At 66.8% G+C, this 15,535-nt stretch carries 11 protein-coding genes; 4 read left to right on the forward strand and 7 right to left on the reverse strand.

What is annotated here, in order from left to right; translation table 11 throughout:
* Positions 1–507 precede the first annotated feature (507 nt).
* Both KOR34_RS18930 and KOR34_RS18935 read right to left on the reverse strand, forming a co-directional pair.
* On the reverse strand, positions 508–927 hold the full coding sequence (locus tag KOR34_RS18930; protein WP_228714697.1) for an SET domain-containing protein-lysine N-methyltransferase: 420 nt from the start codon (positions 925–927) through the stop codon (positions 508–510).
* Positions 928–950: 23 nt separating this feature from the next.
* Positions 951–1,343: an S-adenosylmethionine decarboxylase gene (locus tag KOR34_RS18935; protein WP_146567087.1), complete on the reverse strand. Its 393-nt coding sequence runs from the start codon at positions 1,341–1,343 to the stop codon at positions 951–953.
* A gap of 363 nt (positions 1,344–1,706) precedes the next feature.
* On the opposite strand from KOR34_RS18935, the gene KOR34_RS18940 reads away from it, so the two are divergent.
* Positions 1,707–2,378, forward strand: coding sequence for a YqjF family protein (locus tag KOR34_RS18940; RefSeq protein ID WP_197531581.1), 672 nt, complete (start codon positions 1,707–1,709; stop codon positions 2,376–2,378).
* A 16-nt stretch (positions 2,379–2,394) separates the two neighbouring features.
* On the opposite strand, the gene KOR34_RS18945 is transcribed toward KOR34_RS18940, so the two are convergent.
* The 5 genes from KOR34_RS18945 to KOR34_RS18965 form a co-directional block, all read right to left on the reverse strand.
* Complete coding sequence (locus KOR34_RS18945) at positions 2,395–3,723, reverse strand: Gfo/Idh/MocA family protein (RefSeq protein WP_146567091.1); 1,329 nt, start codon at positions 3,721–3,723, stop codon at positions 2,395–2,397.
* Between the two features lie 135 nt (positions 3,724–3,858).
* Positions 3,859–5,700 (reverse strand): polysaccharide biosynthesis protein, encoded by a 1,842-nt coding sequence (locus tag KOR34_RS18950; protein ID WP_197531582.1) that lies wholly within the window; start codon positions 5,698–5,700, stop codon positions 3,859–3,861.
* A complete protein-coding gene (locus KOR34_RS18955; protein WP_197531583.1) occupies positions 5,700–8,438 on the reverse strand; it encodes an O-antigen ligase family protein in 2,739 nt (912 codons plus the stop codon). Before KOR34_RS18955 ends, KOR34_RS18950 begins: the two co-directional genes overlap by 1 nt.
* A gap of 22 nt (positions 8,439–8,460) precedes the next feature.
* A complete protein-coding gene (locus KOR34_RS18960; protein ID WP_146567096.1) occupies positions 8,461–10,797 on the reverse strand; it encodes a GumC family protein in 2,337 nt (778 codons plus the stop codon).
* A 58-nt stretch (positions 10,798–10,855) separates the two neighbouring features.
* Positions 10,856–11,971 carry a polysaccharide biosynthesis/export family protein gene (locus KOR34_RS18965; protein ID WP_197531584.1) on the reverse strand — a complete coding sequence of 372 codons (1,116 nt, stop codon included), beginning with the start codon at positions 11,969–11,971 and terminating at the stop codon, positions 10,856–10,858.
* A 135-nt stretch (positions 11,972–12,106) separates the two neighbouring features.
* On the opposite strand from KOR34_RS18965, the gene wecB reads away from it, so the two are divergent.
* The 3 genes from wecB (at position 12,107) to KOR34_RS18980 (ending at position 15,524) form a co-directional block, all read left to right on the forward strand.
* Positions 12,107–13,237 carry a non-hydrolyzing UDP-N-acetylglucosamine 2-epimerase gene (gene wecB / locus KOR34_RS18970; RefSeq protein ID WP_146567101.1) on the forward strand — a complete coding sequence of 377 codons (1,131 nt, stop codon included), beginning with the start codon at positions 12,107–12,109 and terminating at the stop codon, positions 13,235–13,237.
* A gap of 119 nt (positions 13,238–13,356) precedes the next feature.
* Positions 13,357–14,406 (forward strand): polysaccharide biosynthesis protein, encoded by a 1,050-nt coding sequence (locus KOR34_RS18975; protein WP_146567103.1) that lies wholly within the window; start codon positions 13,357–13,359, stop codon positions 14,404–14,406.
* A complete protein-coding gene (locus tag KOR34_RS18980) occupies positions 14,403–15,524 on the forward strand; it encodes a polysaccharide biosynthesis C-terminal domain-containing protein (protein ID WP_197531585.1) in 1,122 nt (373 codons plus the stop codon). The genes KOR34_RS18975 and KOR34_RS18980 overlap by 4 nt, the downstream gene beginning before the upstream one ends.
* Positions 15,525–15,535: the final 11 nt, after the last annotated feature.

Below are 15,535 nucleotides of genomic sequence, written 5' to 3' on the forward strand. Positions count from 1 at the left end.
CCCGATTTCTTTGTAGAAACCGGCCACCCGACCGCTTCTAATTGAGAGTTCAGCCGCCGCTATCTGCGCCCGCGGTACGCGCCGGCCAGAACGCCGCAGCGGTGAGTGGCGAAGAGTTTTGTCCCCTTTTGTCGCAACAGGTGGACAATAGTCGTTCGGCGTCAGGCGGGCCAGTCATCGCAAACCACTAGCAGAAAAAGAGTTGCAGCATCCCCAGCCCGAGATGGGCGGCGACTTTTGTCCCTAAGGATCGATAGCGCAGAAAGGGACAAAACTCTGCCGGAGCGGCGTGCAAAACAACCCGCTGGGGCTGCAATCCAAGCGTAAGTCAGCCGTTGCGGGGCAGGCACGCGCTGAGTTTTGTCCGCGCCGCGCGTGTTCTTGGACAAAACCAACCGTACAAAACCACAGAGTCACCGAGGACAGAGAGCACAGCGTCGGGCGGCGCCCGGTGCTGGCTTGCTCTGTGCTCTCAGTGACTCTGTGGGGAATTGCAGCTCAGGGGTGTTAGACGCCAGCGGTCGCCGGGACCTCGGCCAGCCGTCCGGCCACGTAGCCACGACAGCGGTCCGCGCCGCACCGACACTCGAACGCCTTGAACAGGTAGTCCTCGGTGAGGTCGTAGTCCATGGTGAGCAGCTCGCCCGGCTCGATGTCGCGCACCGCGAGGTAGCGGCGTGTCGACGGGTCGAGCCGGCAGTTGGGGTCGCAGCTGTGCAGCACCTTGCCGGCCACGTAGGGGTCGTCGAGGTGCTGGTTGGGTCCGACCTGCAGGGTGAACTGGGTCACGTAGTCGCGCAGCACGCCGTTCATGCGGAACAGCAGCTCGCCGGCGCGGTAGCCGCGCAGCACCTCTACGCCCTGACCACGGTGGTCGTCCACGTCGATGACGCGGAAGTCCTCTGCCTGGGGCTCGTCCGGGATCACAGGCAGGGAGCGGGGATAGATTCTCATTTGCGGTAGAACACCTCGCAGGTCACTGAGGAAGGGGAAAGGAAGTCGTCCAAGACTCGCCTGACGGTCGCTTCTTCAAATTCTTTACAGCTAAAGACGTCCAGGTACATGTCGCGGTGGGCGTCGTTCGTGTGGATCACAATGGCGGAGGTCTCGATCAGCTGCACGCCGGAGATGCCGGTCTCGATGCCGCCGCCGAAGCGGGCGACGATGGGGTCGCCGTAGCGGACCATGTCGATGTCGTCGGCCATGACCTGCAGGAACTTGGACATCCGCTCGACGGAGAGGATGTCGTCGCTGCAGCCGAGGCAGGTGGCGATCAGGTGCTGGCCGTAGTGGGCCTGGCCGTTGTGCTGGATGCGGCGATACTCCGCTAGCGCAGTCGTCATCAGGGGGCTCCTGAGAAAGGGAGGGCTCGGTCCGTACCGGCAGCCGTTGGGGAAACGGTTTGCGGGATGCGGTGACTGCTTAGAGGCAGTTCAGAGCGTTAAGCGAAAGGCGCCGAACATTCCGACCAACGAATCGAAGGCGGCCGCCAAAGTGGGTTAGCTGGAGCAATGTTATCGACAACCTCCCCACTAGGTAAGATGAGTTTCTGAATTTTTCTGGTATCGGGAATCCCGGCCCAACCCGGCCGCCAACCACCACAGGATGCTGGCATCGACTCCCCTGGAACCCATCCGGCATTCGAACGGCAGGACCACCGCCCGTGGCCGGTCCCCACGCGGCGCTGGTCGTGGCGGCAGAGCTGGTTGGAGCTGCTGTTCGCCCACTGGCCGCTGGAGCCCGGGCTGGTCGCGCCGCTGCTGCCGCCGGGGCTGGAGCTCGACACGTGGGACGGCGCCGCGTGGCTCGGCGTGGTGCCGTTCCGCATGGAGGGCGTCAGCCGCCGCCCGCTGCCGGACCTGCCCGGCGTGTCGGCATTCCCCGAGCTGAACGTCCGCACGTACGTGACCCGGGGCGGCAAGCCGGGCGTGTGGTTCCTCAGCCTGGACGCGACCAACCGCCTGGCGGTGTGGGCCGCGCGGCGGTGGTTCCACCTGCCGTACCACCACGCACGGATCGATACCCGCCGCACGACAGACGGGGTCACCTACCTTTCCGAACGGGACGACTGCCAGGCGTGCTTCGCCGCCGAGTACCGCCCGACCGCGCCGCCGCGGGAGTCAGAACCGGGCACGGTGGAGCACTGGCTGACCGAGCGGTACTGCCTGTACGCGCCGCTGCCGTCCGGCGGGCTGACCTGCACCGAGGTGCACCACCCGCCGTGGCCGCTGCAGCCGGCCGAAGCGGAGTTCGCCCTCAACACGATGGCGGCGCCGCACGGGCTGAGCTGCGATGGGCCGCCAACCTACTTGCACTACGCCGAGAGGTTGGACGTGGTGGTCTGGTCGCCCGAGCGGCTGAAGGGCCCCAGCGGGTGACCGGACAACTCAGCGGCTACAGGTCGTACCCGTGGTGGAACTCGGGGCGGACGATTTTGGCGAGCTCGGGGGCGCCGACCGGCGTCATCGCCTGCGCATCCCACTCGACGCGGCGGCCGGGCGTTTCGGCCTCGTCGGCGGCCCACACGGCCAGGTTGCCGAGCAGCACCGTTTCGGTGAGCGGACCGCCGGAGTCGACAAAGTTGGACACCGCCGGGGCGCCTCCACGGATGGCGCGGATGAACTCGTCGAAGTGGCCTGGGGAGCGTTCGAACTCCACCTCGGGCTCGGCGAGGTCGCCGATCAGCTCGAACGAGCTGCCGTACGCGTCGGGCGAGTAGAGCGTGCCCTTCTCGCCGATGATGATCACTCCGTTGCCGGCGAGCTCCTCCTTGCCGACCAGCGACGCGTCGGGGCGTTTGCCGCCGTCGTACCAGGTGAGCTTGAGGGCGTCGCGGGACTCGTTGGAGGGGAACTCGAAATCGATCACCGACCAGTTGGGGTAGCTGTCGCGGTTGTGCCCGGAGGTGGTCGCCTGCACGGCGATCGGGTCGCGCAGGCCGAGCGCGTAGAACGGCATGTTGAGCACGTGGCAGGCCATGTCGCCCAGGGCGCCGGTGCCGAAGTCCCACCAGCCGCGCCACTTGAACGGGTGGTAGATCGACGCGTAGGGGCGGCCGGGCGCGGGCCCGACAAACAGGTCCCAGCTGACGTGCCCCGGGACGGCGGCGCCGGCCGGCCGGTCGATCCCCTGCGGCCACCAGCCGCCGCAGCGGTCGGTCCACGCGTGCACCTGGCTGATCTTGCCGAGCGCGCCCGACTGGATCACGGCGGCGGACTTGCGGGCCGCGTTGAGCGACGCCCCCTGGTTGCCCATCTGGGTCGCGACGCCGTGCTCCTTGGCGAGCTCGGCCAGCCGGCGGGCCTCCCAGATGGAGTGCGTGAGCGGCTTCTGGCAGAAGCAGTGCTTGCCGAGCCGCATCGCCGCCGCGGCGGCGACCGCGTGGGTGTGGTCCGGTGTGCTGACGGTGACCGCGTCGATCTTGTCGCCCAGCTCGTCGAGCATCGCCCGAAAGTCGGCGTACCGCTTGGCCTCGGCGAACCGCTCGCCGCCGGCCTTGGTGAGGGTGCGGGCGTCGATATCGCAAATCCCCACGACCCGACCGAAGCGTTTCGCGTCGTTCGAGTCCGAGTCGCCCTTGCCGCCGACGCCGATACATGCGAACTGCACCTGCTCGTTGGGCGATGAAGACTCCTGAGCCCTAAGCGGCCCGGCGGCCCAGTAGCCGGCGCCGGCCAGCGCGGCGGTCTGAAGGAAGCTTCGGCGATCGGTTCGGAGGGGCATCGGCGGGGGCTCAAGAGGGGGGCGAGGAGTTCGACGGGCCGACTCGCCCGCCGCGATCGCCTGACCATACCGCACGGCGCGCGCGAAAGCAAAAGAATCCGCCTGAACCGTGCGGAGATCAGCAGCCCGCCCGGGCTAGGCCGCACGGCGTTGCTCTTCGAGGTAGTCCAGCCGCGGCACGACCTCGCCGAGCGCGTCACGGACCGCGTCCGCCGGCCCGTTCACGAGCGACGCCAGCCGGCCGATGTCGTGCGCGACACGCAGCAGGCTCTCGGCGTTGCTGTCGGCGACCATGATCTTCTCGTGGCTGGTCGGCTTGTGCCGCTCGGACTCGCCGTACAGCTCCTCGTACAGCTTCTCGCCGGGACGCAGCCCGGTGACCTCGATCTCGATGTCCTCACCGACGCGCAGGCCCGACAACCGGATCATGTCGCGCGCCAGGTCCATGATGCGGACAGGCTCGCCCATGTCGAGCACGAAGATCTCGCCGCCGCGGCCCATCGTGCCGGCCTGGATCACCAGCTGCGACGCCTCGGGGATCATCATGAAGTACCGCACGATGTCTTGGTGCGTGACCGTCACCGGCCCGCCGCTCTCAATCTGCTGGCGGAACACTGGGACCACGCTGCCGGCCGAGTCGAGCACGTTGCCGAACCGCACGGTGGTGAACCGGCAGCTCGAACCGGCGGACCGGGCCTGCACGTAGCGCTCGGCGAGCTGCTTGCAGCTGCCCATTACGCTGGTCGGGTTGACCGCCTTGTCGGTGGAGATCATCACGAACGCGCCGGCGGCGAACTCGTCGGCCAAGTCGGCCACGTTTCGGGTTGCGAGCACGATGTTCTTGATCGCCTCGCCAGGGTGTTGCTCCATCAGCGGCACGTGCTTGTACGCCGCGGCGTGGAACACGACGTCCGGACGGTGCTCTTCGAACACGGCCCGCATGCGGTCGGCGTCGGTGAGGTCGCCAAGGGCGACCTCGATGCAGGCGTCGGGCGCCAGGGCCCGGAGCTCCCGCTCGAGGAAGAACTGCCCGGTCTCGGACCGGTCCAGCACCACCAGCTTGGCCGGCTTCACCCGGAGCAGCTGGCGGCAGATCTCCGATCCGATGCTGCCGGAGCTGCCGGTCACCAGGACCGTCCGCCCGTCGAGCCAGCTGCGCACCGCCTGCTGGTCGAAGTCGACCGCCTCGCGCCGCAGCAGGTCCTCGATCGCCACGCTCCGCGGCTGGACCGAAACATGCTCGTTGAGGATCTGCTGGTAGCTCGGCAGCACCTTGACCCGGAATCCGTGCTGCTGCGCTGTGTCGATGAGCCGCCGCACCTGCTTGCCGGGCAGCCCGCCGGTGATCAGCACCTCCTTGACGCCCAGTCGGCTGACAAGACCGGGGAGCTGATCGGCGCCGCCGACCACCGGAACGCCGCTGATGCTGCGGCCGCGGTGGGCGGGGTTGTCGTCGATGAAGCCCATCACCCGGCGGGGAGTGTCGGCGCTGGAGCGGACCGCCCTCAGCAACACCTCACCGTGGTCGTCAGCGCCGACAATCAGGACCCGCGTTTGCTCGGTCGAGGCAGGGAGGAAGTGTGTCCGCGCGTAATGCAGCGCACGCGGCCACGCCCGCACGGCGCTCATCGCGAAGATGGTCGCGCCCCAGTCGATGAAAATCACCCCGCGGGGGATGGCGAGCATCGGCAGCAGAAAAAAGTCGATCAGCGTCAGCGCCACCGCGCCCGCGGTAGCCGCTTTGACGATGGCGGCCAGATCTTCGAAGCTGATATACCGCTGGTGCTGCTGGTGGACATCGTGCCAGAAGAAGGCCGCTATCTTCGCCAGCACCGCGAAGCCGATCGTGGCCCTCATCAGCTCCCAGTGGTGGGGCTCGCCGCCGTCGGCGAACCTCAGCGCGTACGCCAGCACGTAGGCGCCGGCGCAGGCCAGCGTCAGCAGCAGAAACCGCAGTCGGGTTGCGATCCGGGTCATCATTCCGGAGGGGTGGGTTCGTGAGTGTTCGTAGAATGGTCGATCAGCAGCGACGGTCGGCTCGCGACCCTGGGCCGCCGTTCGGCGCCCGGCAACGCGAGGCGGTGCTTGGCGATGTCCTGCAGCCACCGGCGGAGCGCCGAGTCATCGGGCTGACGGGCCAAGCACCAGCGGATGTGCGGGTCCGCCTCTTCGAGCCGCTCAGCGCGGAACAGGGCGGCGGCCAGGCCACGGCGGATGTAGAAGCACGCGGGACGGAGCCGGTAGGCCTGCTCCGCGCAGCGAACCGCTTGTCCGGTGTCCCCCAGTTCCTGATGGATGGTGGCCGCCTGCCACCAGTTGTGTGCCGCACGGTTGGGAAGCTCGGTCTGCTCGTTAAGTTCGGCGCACTGAAGCGCGTGCGTGGCCAGTGCGTGGAGGTCGGACTCCTCGCCGCGGAGCTTGTAAAACTGGTAGGCAGCGAAGGTGAGCCGCCAGTCCGGGTCGAACTCGGCGACAAACTCGTCGGCGGGCAGGGTCATGCTCACCACCGAGGCGAGCTTCATGCGGTGCGGGCCGGGCGCGTGCCCCGCCTGCTTCCACAGAGTAAGCGCTTGTTGCTCCTGGCCCGCCAGCAGCTTGTGCTTGCCAGCGTCGAACAGCACCGCCCCGTCGTGTGGGTTAAGCCGGAGCGCCTGGTCGACCAGCAACATCGTGTCGGCGCCTTGGCCAGCGCCGAGGAACGCGAGGTCTGCCAAGATCATGTAGGCCTCGCCCTGAAGTGGGCAGAGCCTGACCGCATTCACTGCAGCGTGGCGGGCGGACCAGAGCAGCTGGGAGTCATCGCCGAAAGCGCGCCGGAGCCAAGCGGCCGTTTCTTGTTCGGACTGAAACTGGGCGTCGTAGACGGTGTTGCGAACGTTGGCCAATCCCATGCCACCGCCGTCGTGCGCCTGGGTCAGCTCAAACCTGAGCAGGGACTGCCTGGCCAACCTGAGCTGCGATTGGGCGTCGCTCGGGCAGACCGCCAACGCCGCTTGCAGGTGTTCGATCATCTTGTCCGTGTAGTACACGCGGGATTCCAGGATCCGCTGCTCCGACTCGGCATTATCGCGTCCGACGCGGGCCTTGAGGCTCTCGTTGTATCGCTTCACCGCCACGTTTGTGCGGTCGTAGGCGTCGCGCTGGAAAGAGCTGCGGGCGGGTCCGACCAGCAGCAGCACGGCGACCGCGGCCATCGCCGTACCAAGGAATCCCTTGCCGGCGTCCCGCAATCCCCATGCCTTGCCGTGAGCACGTTGGGGCTGACCGGACTGCAGCTGAGACAGTCGCATTGCGCCCGCAGCCAGCATCACTACCGGCGCCAGGCAGGAGGGTATGAACCAGACGAAGTCGGCGATCGAATGGAAGAGAGACACCGCGAGAGCCGCCGAAATCGCGGCCCACAGCACGGTCGCCTCGGCGTCGCCCGAGTGCAGCACTCCTCGCATGCACCACGCGGCGGCGATCGCGATCGCCGTGGCCAGCAGGAGCACGCCCGCCAGGCCGGCCTCGGTGGCGACCTGCAGGTAACCGGATTCGGCGTGGGTGTAGTTAACGCCACTCGATTCCGTGAGGTACAACGGCGCCACCTGAGAGTGCGTTCCGGCGCCGTAGCCGACCAGCGGACTAGCGAAGAAGGCCGATAGATTAGCCCGCCAGATCACCATCCGGTCACTGGTGTCCGCTAGTTCATCGAGCTCGCCCACGCTCACACCACCGGCCTTCCGCGAGAACTGCTCATACTGAAACAGCGAGAGGGCGACTCCACACACAACGAGCACGAAGGCCCCGCGCACCAGCTGTGCCCTACCCACCCAGCCCGCGCGGGCCAGCACGGTGATGGTGACCAGCAGCCCAACGGTGTACGCCAGCAGCGCCCCGCGGGAGAACGTCAGCAGGATGGCGACGCCGGTCGCAAGCAGAGCAAGGATCCAAGCCGCCTCGCGAAGCTGTTGCTCGCGTGAGACCGCAGACTCTCCGGGGCGGCGCCGCTGAGCCGGAGTGGCTCGTTGCCTCCGACGGCGGACGGCCTCGACGAGCACGGCGCCGGCGCCTAGGGCGATGAAGTGGCCGCAGTGGTTTGGGTTGGTGAACGTCCCGATCGCGGCGCGGCTCGGATCACGGTGCGTCAGCGGAACGCACCAGAGGATCTGCTCTGCGCCGGTCAGGTATTGCGTCAACGCCAGCAGCGCCATGCCGGCCGACGCTATTCCAAGCCAGCGGACGAGCCGCTGTACGTCGTCGCGCGAGCGGACTCGTTGGGCGACCACTAGAAACAGCACCGCGTGCGTCAGCAGCGTTGCAAGGCTTGCCCGCGTGGCCGACGGGTCGAACGATAGGTGTCGCCAACCGCCAAACGGCGCCCCATTGCCCCAGGCGACAAGGCGGTCGTCCGCGGGCGGCGACACGGCGCCAACCAACCAGCTAGGAAGCTCGACCAGCTGCAGCATCAGCAGCAGCGGGGCGGCGATCACCAGTACATTCGCAGTTGGGTAGAGCTCTGCTGGCCGCCGCTTGGTCACGATGCCGTGCATCAACCAGGCGGACGCGGCGGTTAGCACCAGTCCGCTGTAGACTAGCAGCCCAAGGTCATGTCGGCCGCCGAAGAACAACGGCGCCGCCACCAAGACTCCCAGCAGGCAGGCGTCGGTCAGACGGAGCGGCCAGCCCCGCATGTCCGTCTCGGCCCAGCGTTGTCTCAGAGTGGTAGGGATCATGACGCGTGCTCTCCTGAGCGGCCTAGGCGGCCCTCGCGGGGTCTGCGTCATCGCCGCCCAAACGGCGCCAGTCTCGGGGGTCGGGATCCACCGGCGAAGTCGGTGGCGCGGCTACCGGCGCCAGCTCCTCTTCCTCGGTGTGGCCATAGCCGTACTGTTGTCCGTACCCGTACCCGTACCCGTATCCGCCTTCAGACTTGTTGGAGATGCGGTTGGCGACCACGCCGTGCACATGGCAGCCGGCGTGCAGGAAGCTGTCGCAAGCGCGGACGACCAGGCGGCGGTGATTCTTCTCTGGCGTCACGACCACCACGACCCCATCCACGAGCCGACCAATGATCTGCGCGTCGCTCACGGCGAGCACTGGTGGGCAGTCAACAAGCACCTGATCGTAGCGGGCCTCGGCCCAAGCAAGCAGTTCGGTGAAGTTGGGGCCCGAGAGCAATTCTGCCGCGTCCGGTCGGCGGGGACCGGCTGGGATCACGTCGAGCTTCTCGAGTGGCGTCTTGACCAGGCAGCGTTCCGCCAACTCGGCGACGCCGCCCTCACACAGGAGAATATCGGTGACGCCGGCCTGCCCCTTAAGGTCCATCAGGCTGGTCATGCCTGGCTTGCGGAGGTCGGCGTCGATAATGAGTGTGCGTTTTCCGATCTGGGCAAAAGCCACGCCCAGATTAGAGGTGACGGTCGTCTTCCCGTCAGAGGGTTCGGCGCTGGAGATCACCAAACGTTCGGTCTCGTCGCCCCGCAGGGTCAGCGATGTGCGCAGTGTGCGGAACGCTTCAGCCTCGACCGAGTTCCCATCGACGTGCATGTGGACGGCGTCCAGCCCAACGCCCGGCAAGGGGTTGAGCGTCCGCACCACCGAGAGCACCGGCAGCTCGAGCTGGGCGGACATCTCGTCGGGCGAAGTGAATCGGTCGTCAAGCTGGTCCCGCACAAACACAATCACGGCGCCCAGGGCAAGCCCGCCCAGGATCGCCGAGCCGAACAGCGACGCAAACCGCGGAGAGACCGGGGTCTCCTCCGGCAATGGCTCTTCTACGATGCTCGCCCGGATGGGCGCCTGCACCTGGTGGATGTCGACCGCGGCGATCTTCTCGAAGAGCACGTCGTGAAGTGACTCGAGCCTCTCGACCTCACGGCTCCGCATGTCGAGCTCCACGAGCTCGCCCGACTGCTTGGCGGCCTCGATGCGGGCCTCGTCGAATGACGAGGACAGCACGCGTTCACGCTCGATCGCCTGGGCAACCGACTGCTCTAGCGTGCGCTTGATCATTGGCCCCAGGTCTTGGTTGTTGATCGACGCGTACCGCGACCCCGAGGCGGCGTGGTAGTTGGAGAGGTACTGCTGGAGCGCCGCGGCCTGCTCGGTAAGGGACACGACCCGGGGGTGGTTCGGCCCGTAGTGCGGCGTGAGCCGCCGCAGCTCGTCTTGAGTCTCCATGAGGCGTTTCTGCTGGGAAGAGAGCATCTCCAGGTCTTGGTGGCTCAGCCCCAGCGAGGCGAGCATCATCTGCTCGCCGACCGCCTCTTCGACGACGCTCAGGTAGTTGCGCATGTCCTCGCCGCGCGCCAACGCCGCCGACACCGACGCCAGCGACGCCTGCAGGTCCAGCCGCTGCTGCTGCGCTTGCATGAGCGAGTCGTTCAGGTGGATCGCCCTCCCGATCAGCGGGTCGACCACGCTGTCCTTCTGGTCGATCGCCAGGTGACCGCAGCGTTCTCGGCAGGCCTGCAGGAGCCGCTGCTTCTGCAGCAACTCCTCCTGCAGCTGGTCTCGCTCGACGGTCAGCACGTCGAGCACGTCTGCGGCGGTGCTGCGGTGGGTCTCTTCGACGAACCTTAGGTAGCTGTTAATCACGGAGTTCACCACCGCCACGGCCGACTCGGGTTGGTGGGACCGGTAGCTTACCTGGATGAACTTGGTGCGGCGGACGGTGGTCGCTGAGAGGTTCTCGTTGAGCGCCTCGATCCAGCGGGACGGTTTCACCGTCAGCAGGTCGACGCGGTGCTCCGGTGGTAGGTTGGCGATAGCGTTCTGCAGCACGACGGGGCTCTTCACGAGCTCGCGGTGCGTGGCCATCACGTCGTCCGCACGCCCGGCGTCCGCAACGCCCGACACCTTGTCCGAGTCCTGCTCGATTAGCAGCAGCTTGGCGGTTGAGCGGTAGATACGGGGCGCGGCCACGTAGTACGCCATCGCCAATGCGACGCAGCCCGCCACACACCACGCAATGGTGGACTGGTTCCGCTGCATCAGCCGCAGCAGCCTCACCAGCCCGTGGAGCGACTCGGCGAGCGAGCCCTCTTGGACGCCTTCGTCCTGGAACCCGGGTTGATGATCAGCGGCGGTCATGCGTGTCTGCGTTGGTGAGCGTCTGGCCGGGGTTGCCGGGCGGCCACGGGGCTGGGTCCTAGAACGCGGTGAGACGACTGCTCACGCCCATCGTTATCCGGAAGAAGTCCCGCATCGTATCGATGACTGTGGTGGCGACCGTCTGCTCGACGCTGACTAGGTCGCCTGGGCCTAGCACCAGGTTCTCATTACCGACGTGTTTCGCCTTGGAGATGCTTAGCTCGATCACTACCGGCTGGGTGCCGGGCCCCTCAGCCTCGGGCCGGATCACGTACACGCGATCTGCCACCGGCGAGCTGACGCCGCCTGCCAATGCTAGCGCGTCCAGCACGCGTATCGGCTGGTCGTCGGGCAGCTCGAACTGGTCGGGGCGTTCGACCAGGCCGGTAACGTGGATCACCCGTTTGTCCTTGGGGTGCACCATCACGACATCGCGGTCGTCGAGGCGCTGATTGCCGCCGCCCGCGGCCCCCGCCTGGGCGAGGTTGATCCGCTCGGTAAGCGGTCTGTCGTTGGCGGCCGCCTCGTAGGCTACCTGAGTTACCCCATCGCCGACCTCCGTATTGGGCGGCGTCTTCTTGGCGGCTGTTATCAGGCCGGACCGCGACTGCCGGAGAACTTCAACTTCCGGGCCAGCCACGTCCGTCAGGCCGCCGGCGGCAGCGATTGCGCTTGCGACGTCGCTCCCCGACCGCGGCAGGTCGTACGCGCCCGGCGCGCCGACAGCCCCGAGCACCACCACCCGATTGCTGGCCTGTTTGTGCATCTCAACTGTGATCTGTGGCTGCCGGTAGATGCCGCGCTCGACAGCCGCAGCGGCGATCGCACGGCTTGCTTCAGCAACCTCGAGCCCCGAGACTCGGACCTGACCAATGACCGGCATCTCGACGGCCCCGTCCCCGGAGACCTGGACCACGTGTGGCTCGTGCGAGTCAAGTTCGGCGCCGACCACCACGTGCACGGCCAGCAGGTCATCGGGGCCGATGGTGGTCGTGCGGCCGCCGCCGCTCGCCAGGCTAGAGAGCTGAATCTGACTTGCGGAAACATCCGCCGATCGACGCAGGTGGGACGGCAGGTCGGCCGCCTTGTAGTGCGTCGTCTGGCAACCCGTCAGCGCAGCGGGCAGCAGGCCGAAGAGGCACAGGCGGCTGACGGAGCGGGATATGGCTGACATTCGCGAGGAGTTCGTTGCGGGCGCGAGGTCTCGAATTACGATGGGGAGGGGATAAATACTGTTTCGGGCGCCCCCCAGCAAGGCCGGTCCCGCCGGCCGGCGCCCCAGCCCTCCCTCTCGACGCATCCCCGCCGAATGCCGCAAGCCTCCCCCGCCGCCTGCCGACCGCTGATGGTTGTCGGCACCCGCCCTGAGGCGATCAAGATGGCGCCGGTGATTCAGGCGTGCCAGCAGCGGAGTGATGTGGCGCCAGTCGTCTGCTTCACTGGCCAGCACCAGCAGATGTTGACGCAGGTAGCCGACTACTTTGGCATCACCCCGGACGTCAACCTCGACGTGATGCGTGCCAACCAGTCCCTCTCCGGGTTGACGGCGCGCTGCCTTGAGGGTCTGGACGGCGTGGTTCAAGTGCACTCACCCACGGCGATCGTCGCGCAGGGCGACACCACCACGGTGCTGGCGGCGGCGCTGACGGCCTTCTACCATCGTCTGCCGCTGGTGCATGTTGAGGCGGGCCTCCGCACCCACAACCTAGCCGCGCCCTGGCCAGAGGAGTTCAATCGACGGGTCGCGAGCATCGCCTCGACAGTTCACTGCGCACCAACCGAACGCGCGGCGGCCGAGCTGCGTCAGGAGAATGTCCCCGCGCGCCAGATCCATGTGACGGGCAACACCGTGATTGATGCACTGCTAGCAACCGTGCGGCGGGAGCGAGAAGACGCAGGTCGCTGGCGTCGACGACACCCCGAGCTGACACGACCGCGAATGGTCCTGGTCACGGGCCACCGGCGCGAGAACTTCGGCGATGGAATGCAGGCGATTTGTCAGGCGATAGCCACCTTGGGTGAGCGATTCAAAGATGCCGACTTTGTCTACCCGGTGCACCTCAATCCTAACGTCCGCGGTCCGGTGCACGAGACTTTGGGGGGCCTGCCCAACGTGCACCTGCTAGCGCCCGCCGACTACCCCGAGTTTGTGTGGCTCATGGACTGCTCGACGCTGATCCTAACCGACTCGGGAGGCGTGCAGGAGGAGGCGCCGTCGCTCGGCAAGCCGCTGCTGGTGATGCGCGACACCACCGAACGGCCGGAGGCAGTGGATTCCGGCGCGGCGAGGCTCGTCGGCGCCAGCACCGACCGCATCGTCGACGAGGTCGCGTTGCTGCTGGGCGACGAAGGCGAACTCGCCCGCCGGCGTCCCACGACAAACCCCTACGGCGATGGGCAGGCGGCGCAGCGGATAGCCGCCCTGATCGCCGCCCAGTAGCGCCGGCCCGACAACTGGGCTTGTATCTGTAGAACCATCGGCCATAGACTTTCCGCCCGGCAATCGGCCATGGACCCGGCCGCCCGCCAACTACCGCCTCCTCCCGGCTGAGCAATGGAATGTTCGACGGAAAGACTATCTTCGTAACCGGCGGCACCGGTTCGTTTGGCAACAGCTTCACGCGCATGGTGCTGGCCGAACACTCACCCGAGCGAGTGGTGGTGTTCAGCCGCGACGAGAAGAAGCAGCACGATATGCGGCTCGCTCTCGCCGACGAGCGGGTGCAGTTCTGCATCGGCGACATCCGCGACCGCGCGCAGGTGACCTCCGCCATGCGTGGCGCCGACTACGTCTTCCACGCGGCGGCCCTGAAGCAGGTGCCGTCGTGCGAGTTCTTCCCCTTCGAGGCGGTCCAGACGAACATCATCGGCGCGCACAACGTGCTGGAGGCCGCCGAGGAGGTCGGCGTCCAGAAACTCGTCGTGCTGAGCACCGACAAGGCGGTCTACCCGGTCAACGCGATGGGGCAGACGAAGGCCCTGATGGAAAAGCTGATGCTCGCCAAGGCGCAGTCGTTCCAGTCCTGTTGCGCTACCTTCTGCGGCGTCCGGTACGGCAACGTGATGTGCTCTCGGGGCTCGGTGATCCCGCTGTTCATCGACCAGATTAAGGCGGGGCAACCCCTCACGGTCACCGACCCGAGCATGACCCGGCTGCTGCTGCCGCTCATCGAGGCCGTGCGGCTTGTCACCTTCGCGATGGAGAACGGGCAGCAGGGCGACGTCCTGGTCCAGAAGGCGACGGCGTCAACCGTGGAGGACCTCGCTCAGGCGTTGCTCAACCTGTTCGGCGCCGACAACGAGGTAAAGATTGTAGGCGTGCGTGCTGGAGAGAAGAAGCACGAGGTGCTCCTCACCCCAGAAGAGATGCTCCGCGCCGAGGAATACGAGAACTACTACCGCGTCCCCTGCCGGGCCGGCCGAAACTACGAAGATTACTTCAGCCGAGGTGACCTGAAGGCCACCTTCATCAAGGACGGCTACACGTCGGAGAACGCGCGCCGACTGTCGGTCGCTGACATCGAAGACCTGCTGCTGAGCCTCCCCGAGGTGCAAGCAGAGCTGAAGACCTGGCCAGCCGCCACCAAGCTCAAGAGGTTTGCCGCGTGACCCAACGCGTCATCGCCATAACCGGCCCCAACGGCTTCATCGCCAAGAGCCTGCGTGCTCGGCTCCAGGCCGACACGACGCTCGACGTGCGCCTCGTTCCCCGCGTCGCCTGGGACGATGAGCGGCGACTGGCCGAGCGGCTCGACGGGTGCGACGCCATCTTCCACATCGCCGGCGTGAACCGCGGCGAGGACCACGCGGTCCGCGACGGCAACGAGGCGATGGCGAAGAAGCTCGTCGCCGCCTGCGATCAGAACGGGTCCCGCCCACACATCATCTTCAGCTCCACGACGCAGCGAGGGAACGGCACGCCGTACGGCGACGCCAAGCTGGCCGCTGAACGGACACTCTCCGACTGGTCGAAACGCACCGACGCCCCGTTGTCGATCGCCGTGCTCCCGAACGTCTACGGCGCGGGCTGTCGTCCGTTCTACAACTCAGTGGTCGCGACGTTCTGCCACCAGCTCGTCAACGGCGAGAAGCCGCAGGTGCACCAAGACCGCGAGGTTGAGTTCATCTGGGTTGGTGACGTAGTCGAGCAGCTGCACGCGATGCTCAGCGACCCGCCCTGCCCCACCGAGACGCTACGGCTGGAAGGCGCCGCGACGCTGCGTGTGGCTGAGCTGCTGAGCAAGCTGCAGGGCTACCGCCAGTCGTTCTTCCAGCGACACATCGTGCCCGACCTGAGTACCCACCTCGAGGCGACGCTGTACTCCACGTTCCTGTCGTACGTCGACCTGGAAGACCACCGGCACACCCCAGAGGTCAAAGCCGACGACCGCGGAGAGCTGTACGAGATCATTAAGCTCGCAACCGGCGGGCAGGTGTTCTTTTCGACCACCAAGCCCGGCGTGATCCGCGGCAACCACTTCCACACCCGCAAGGTCGAGTGGTTCTGCGTGCTTAAGGGAGAGGCGGTCATCCGGCTTCGTCCGCTGCACGGCGACTCGGTCAAGCAGTTCCGTGTCAGTGGCGACCAGCCCCAGTTCATCTCGATCCCGGTGCTTCACACCCACCACATCGAGAACGTGGGCGACGACGAGCTGCTCACCATGTTCTGGTGCAACGAGGTCTTCGACCAGTCGGACCCCGACACCTACTTCGAGCGGGTCGCCTAACACACCCCGAT

Origin of the sequence: Posidoniimonas corsicana, assembly GCF_007859765.1 — a bacterium.
Taxonomy (GTDB): Bacteria; Planctomycetota; Planctomycetia; order Pirellulales; family Lacipirellulaceae; genus Posidoniimonas; species Posidoniimonas corsicana.

Excerpts from the sequence above, each read along its gene's own strand:
- KOR34_RS18975 (WP_146567103.1), top strand. The coding sequence starts at position 13,357 with ATGTTCGACGGAAAGACTATCTTCGTAACCGGCGGCACCGGTTCGTTT.
- KOR34_RS18955 (WP_197531583.1), bottom strand. The coding sequence starts at position 8,438 with ATGATCCCTACCACTCTGAGACAACGCTGGGCCGAGACGGACATGCGG.
- KOR34_RS18950 (WP_197531582.1), bottom strand. The coding sequence starts at position 5,700 with ATGACCCGGATCGCAACCCGACTGCGGTTTCTGCTGCTGACGCTGGCC.
- KOR34_RS18960 (WP_146567096.1), bottom strand. The coding sequence starts at position 10,797 with ATGACCGCCGCTGATCATCAACCCGGGTTCCAGGACGAAGGCGTCCAA.
- KOR34_RS18945 (WP_146567091.1), bottom strand. The coding sequence starts at position 3,723 with ATGCCCCTCCGAACCGATCGCCGAAGCTTCCTTCAGACCGCCGCGCTG.
- KOR34_RS18935 (WP_146567087.1), bottom strand. The coding sequence starts at position 1,343 with ATGACGACTGCGCTAGCGGAGTATCGCCGCATCCAGCACAACGGCCAG.
- wecB (WP_146567101.1), top strand. The coding sequence starts at position 12,107 with ATGCCGCAAGCCTCCCCCGCCGCCTGCCGACCGCTGATGGTTGTCGGC.
- KOR34_RS18965 (WP_197531584.1), bottom strand. The coding sequence starts at position 11,971 with ATGTCAGCCATATCCCGCTCCGTCAGCCGCCTGTGCCTCTTCGGCCTG.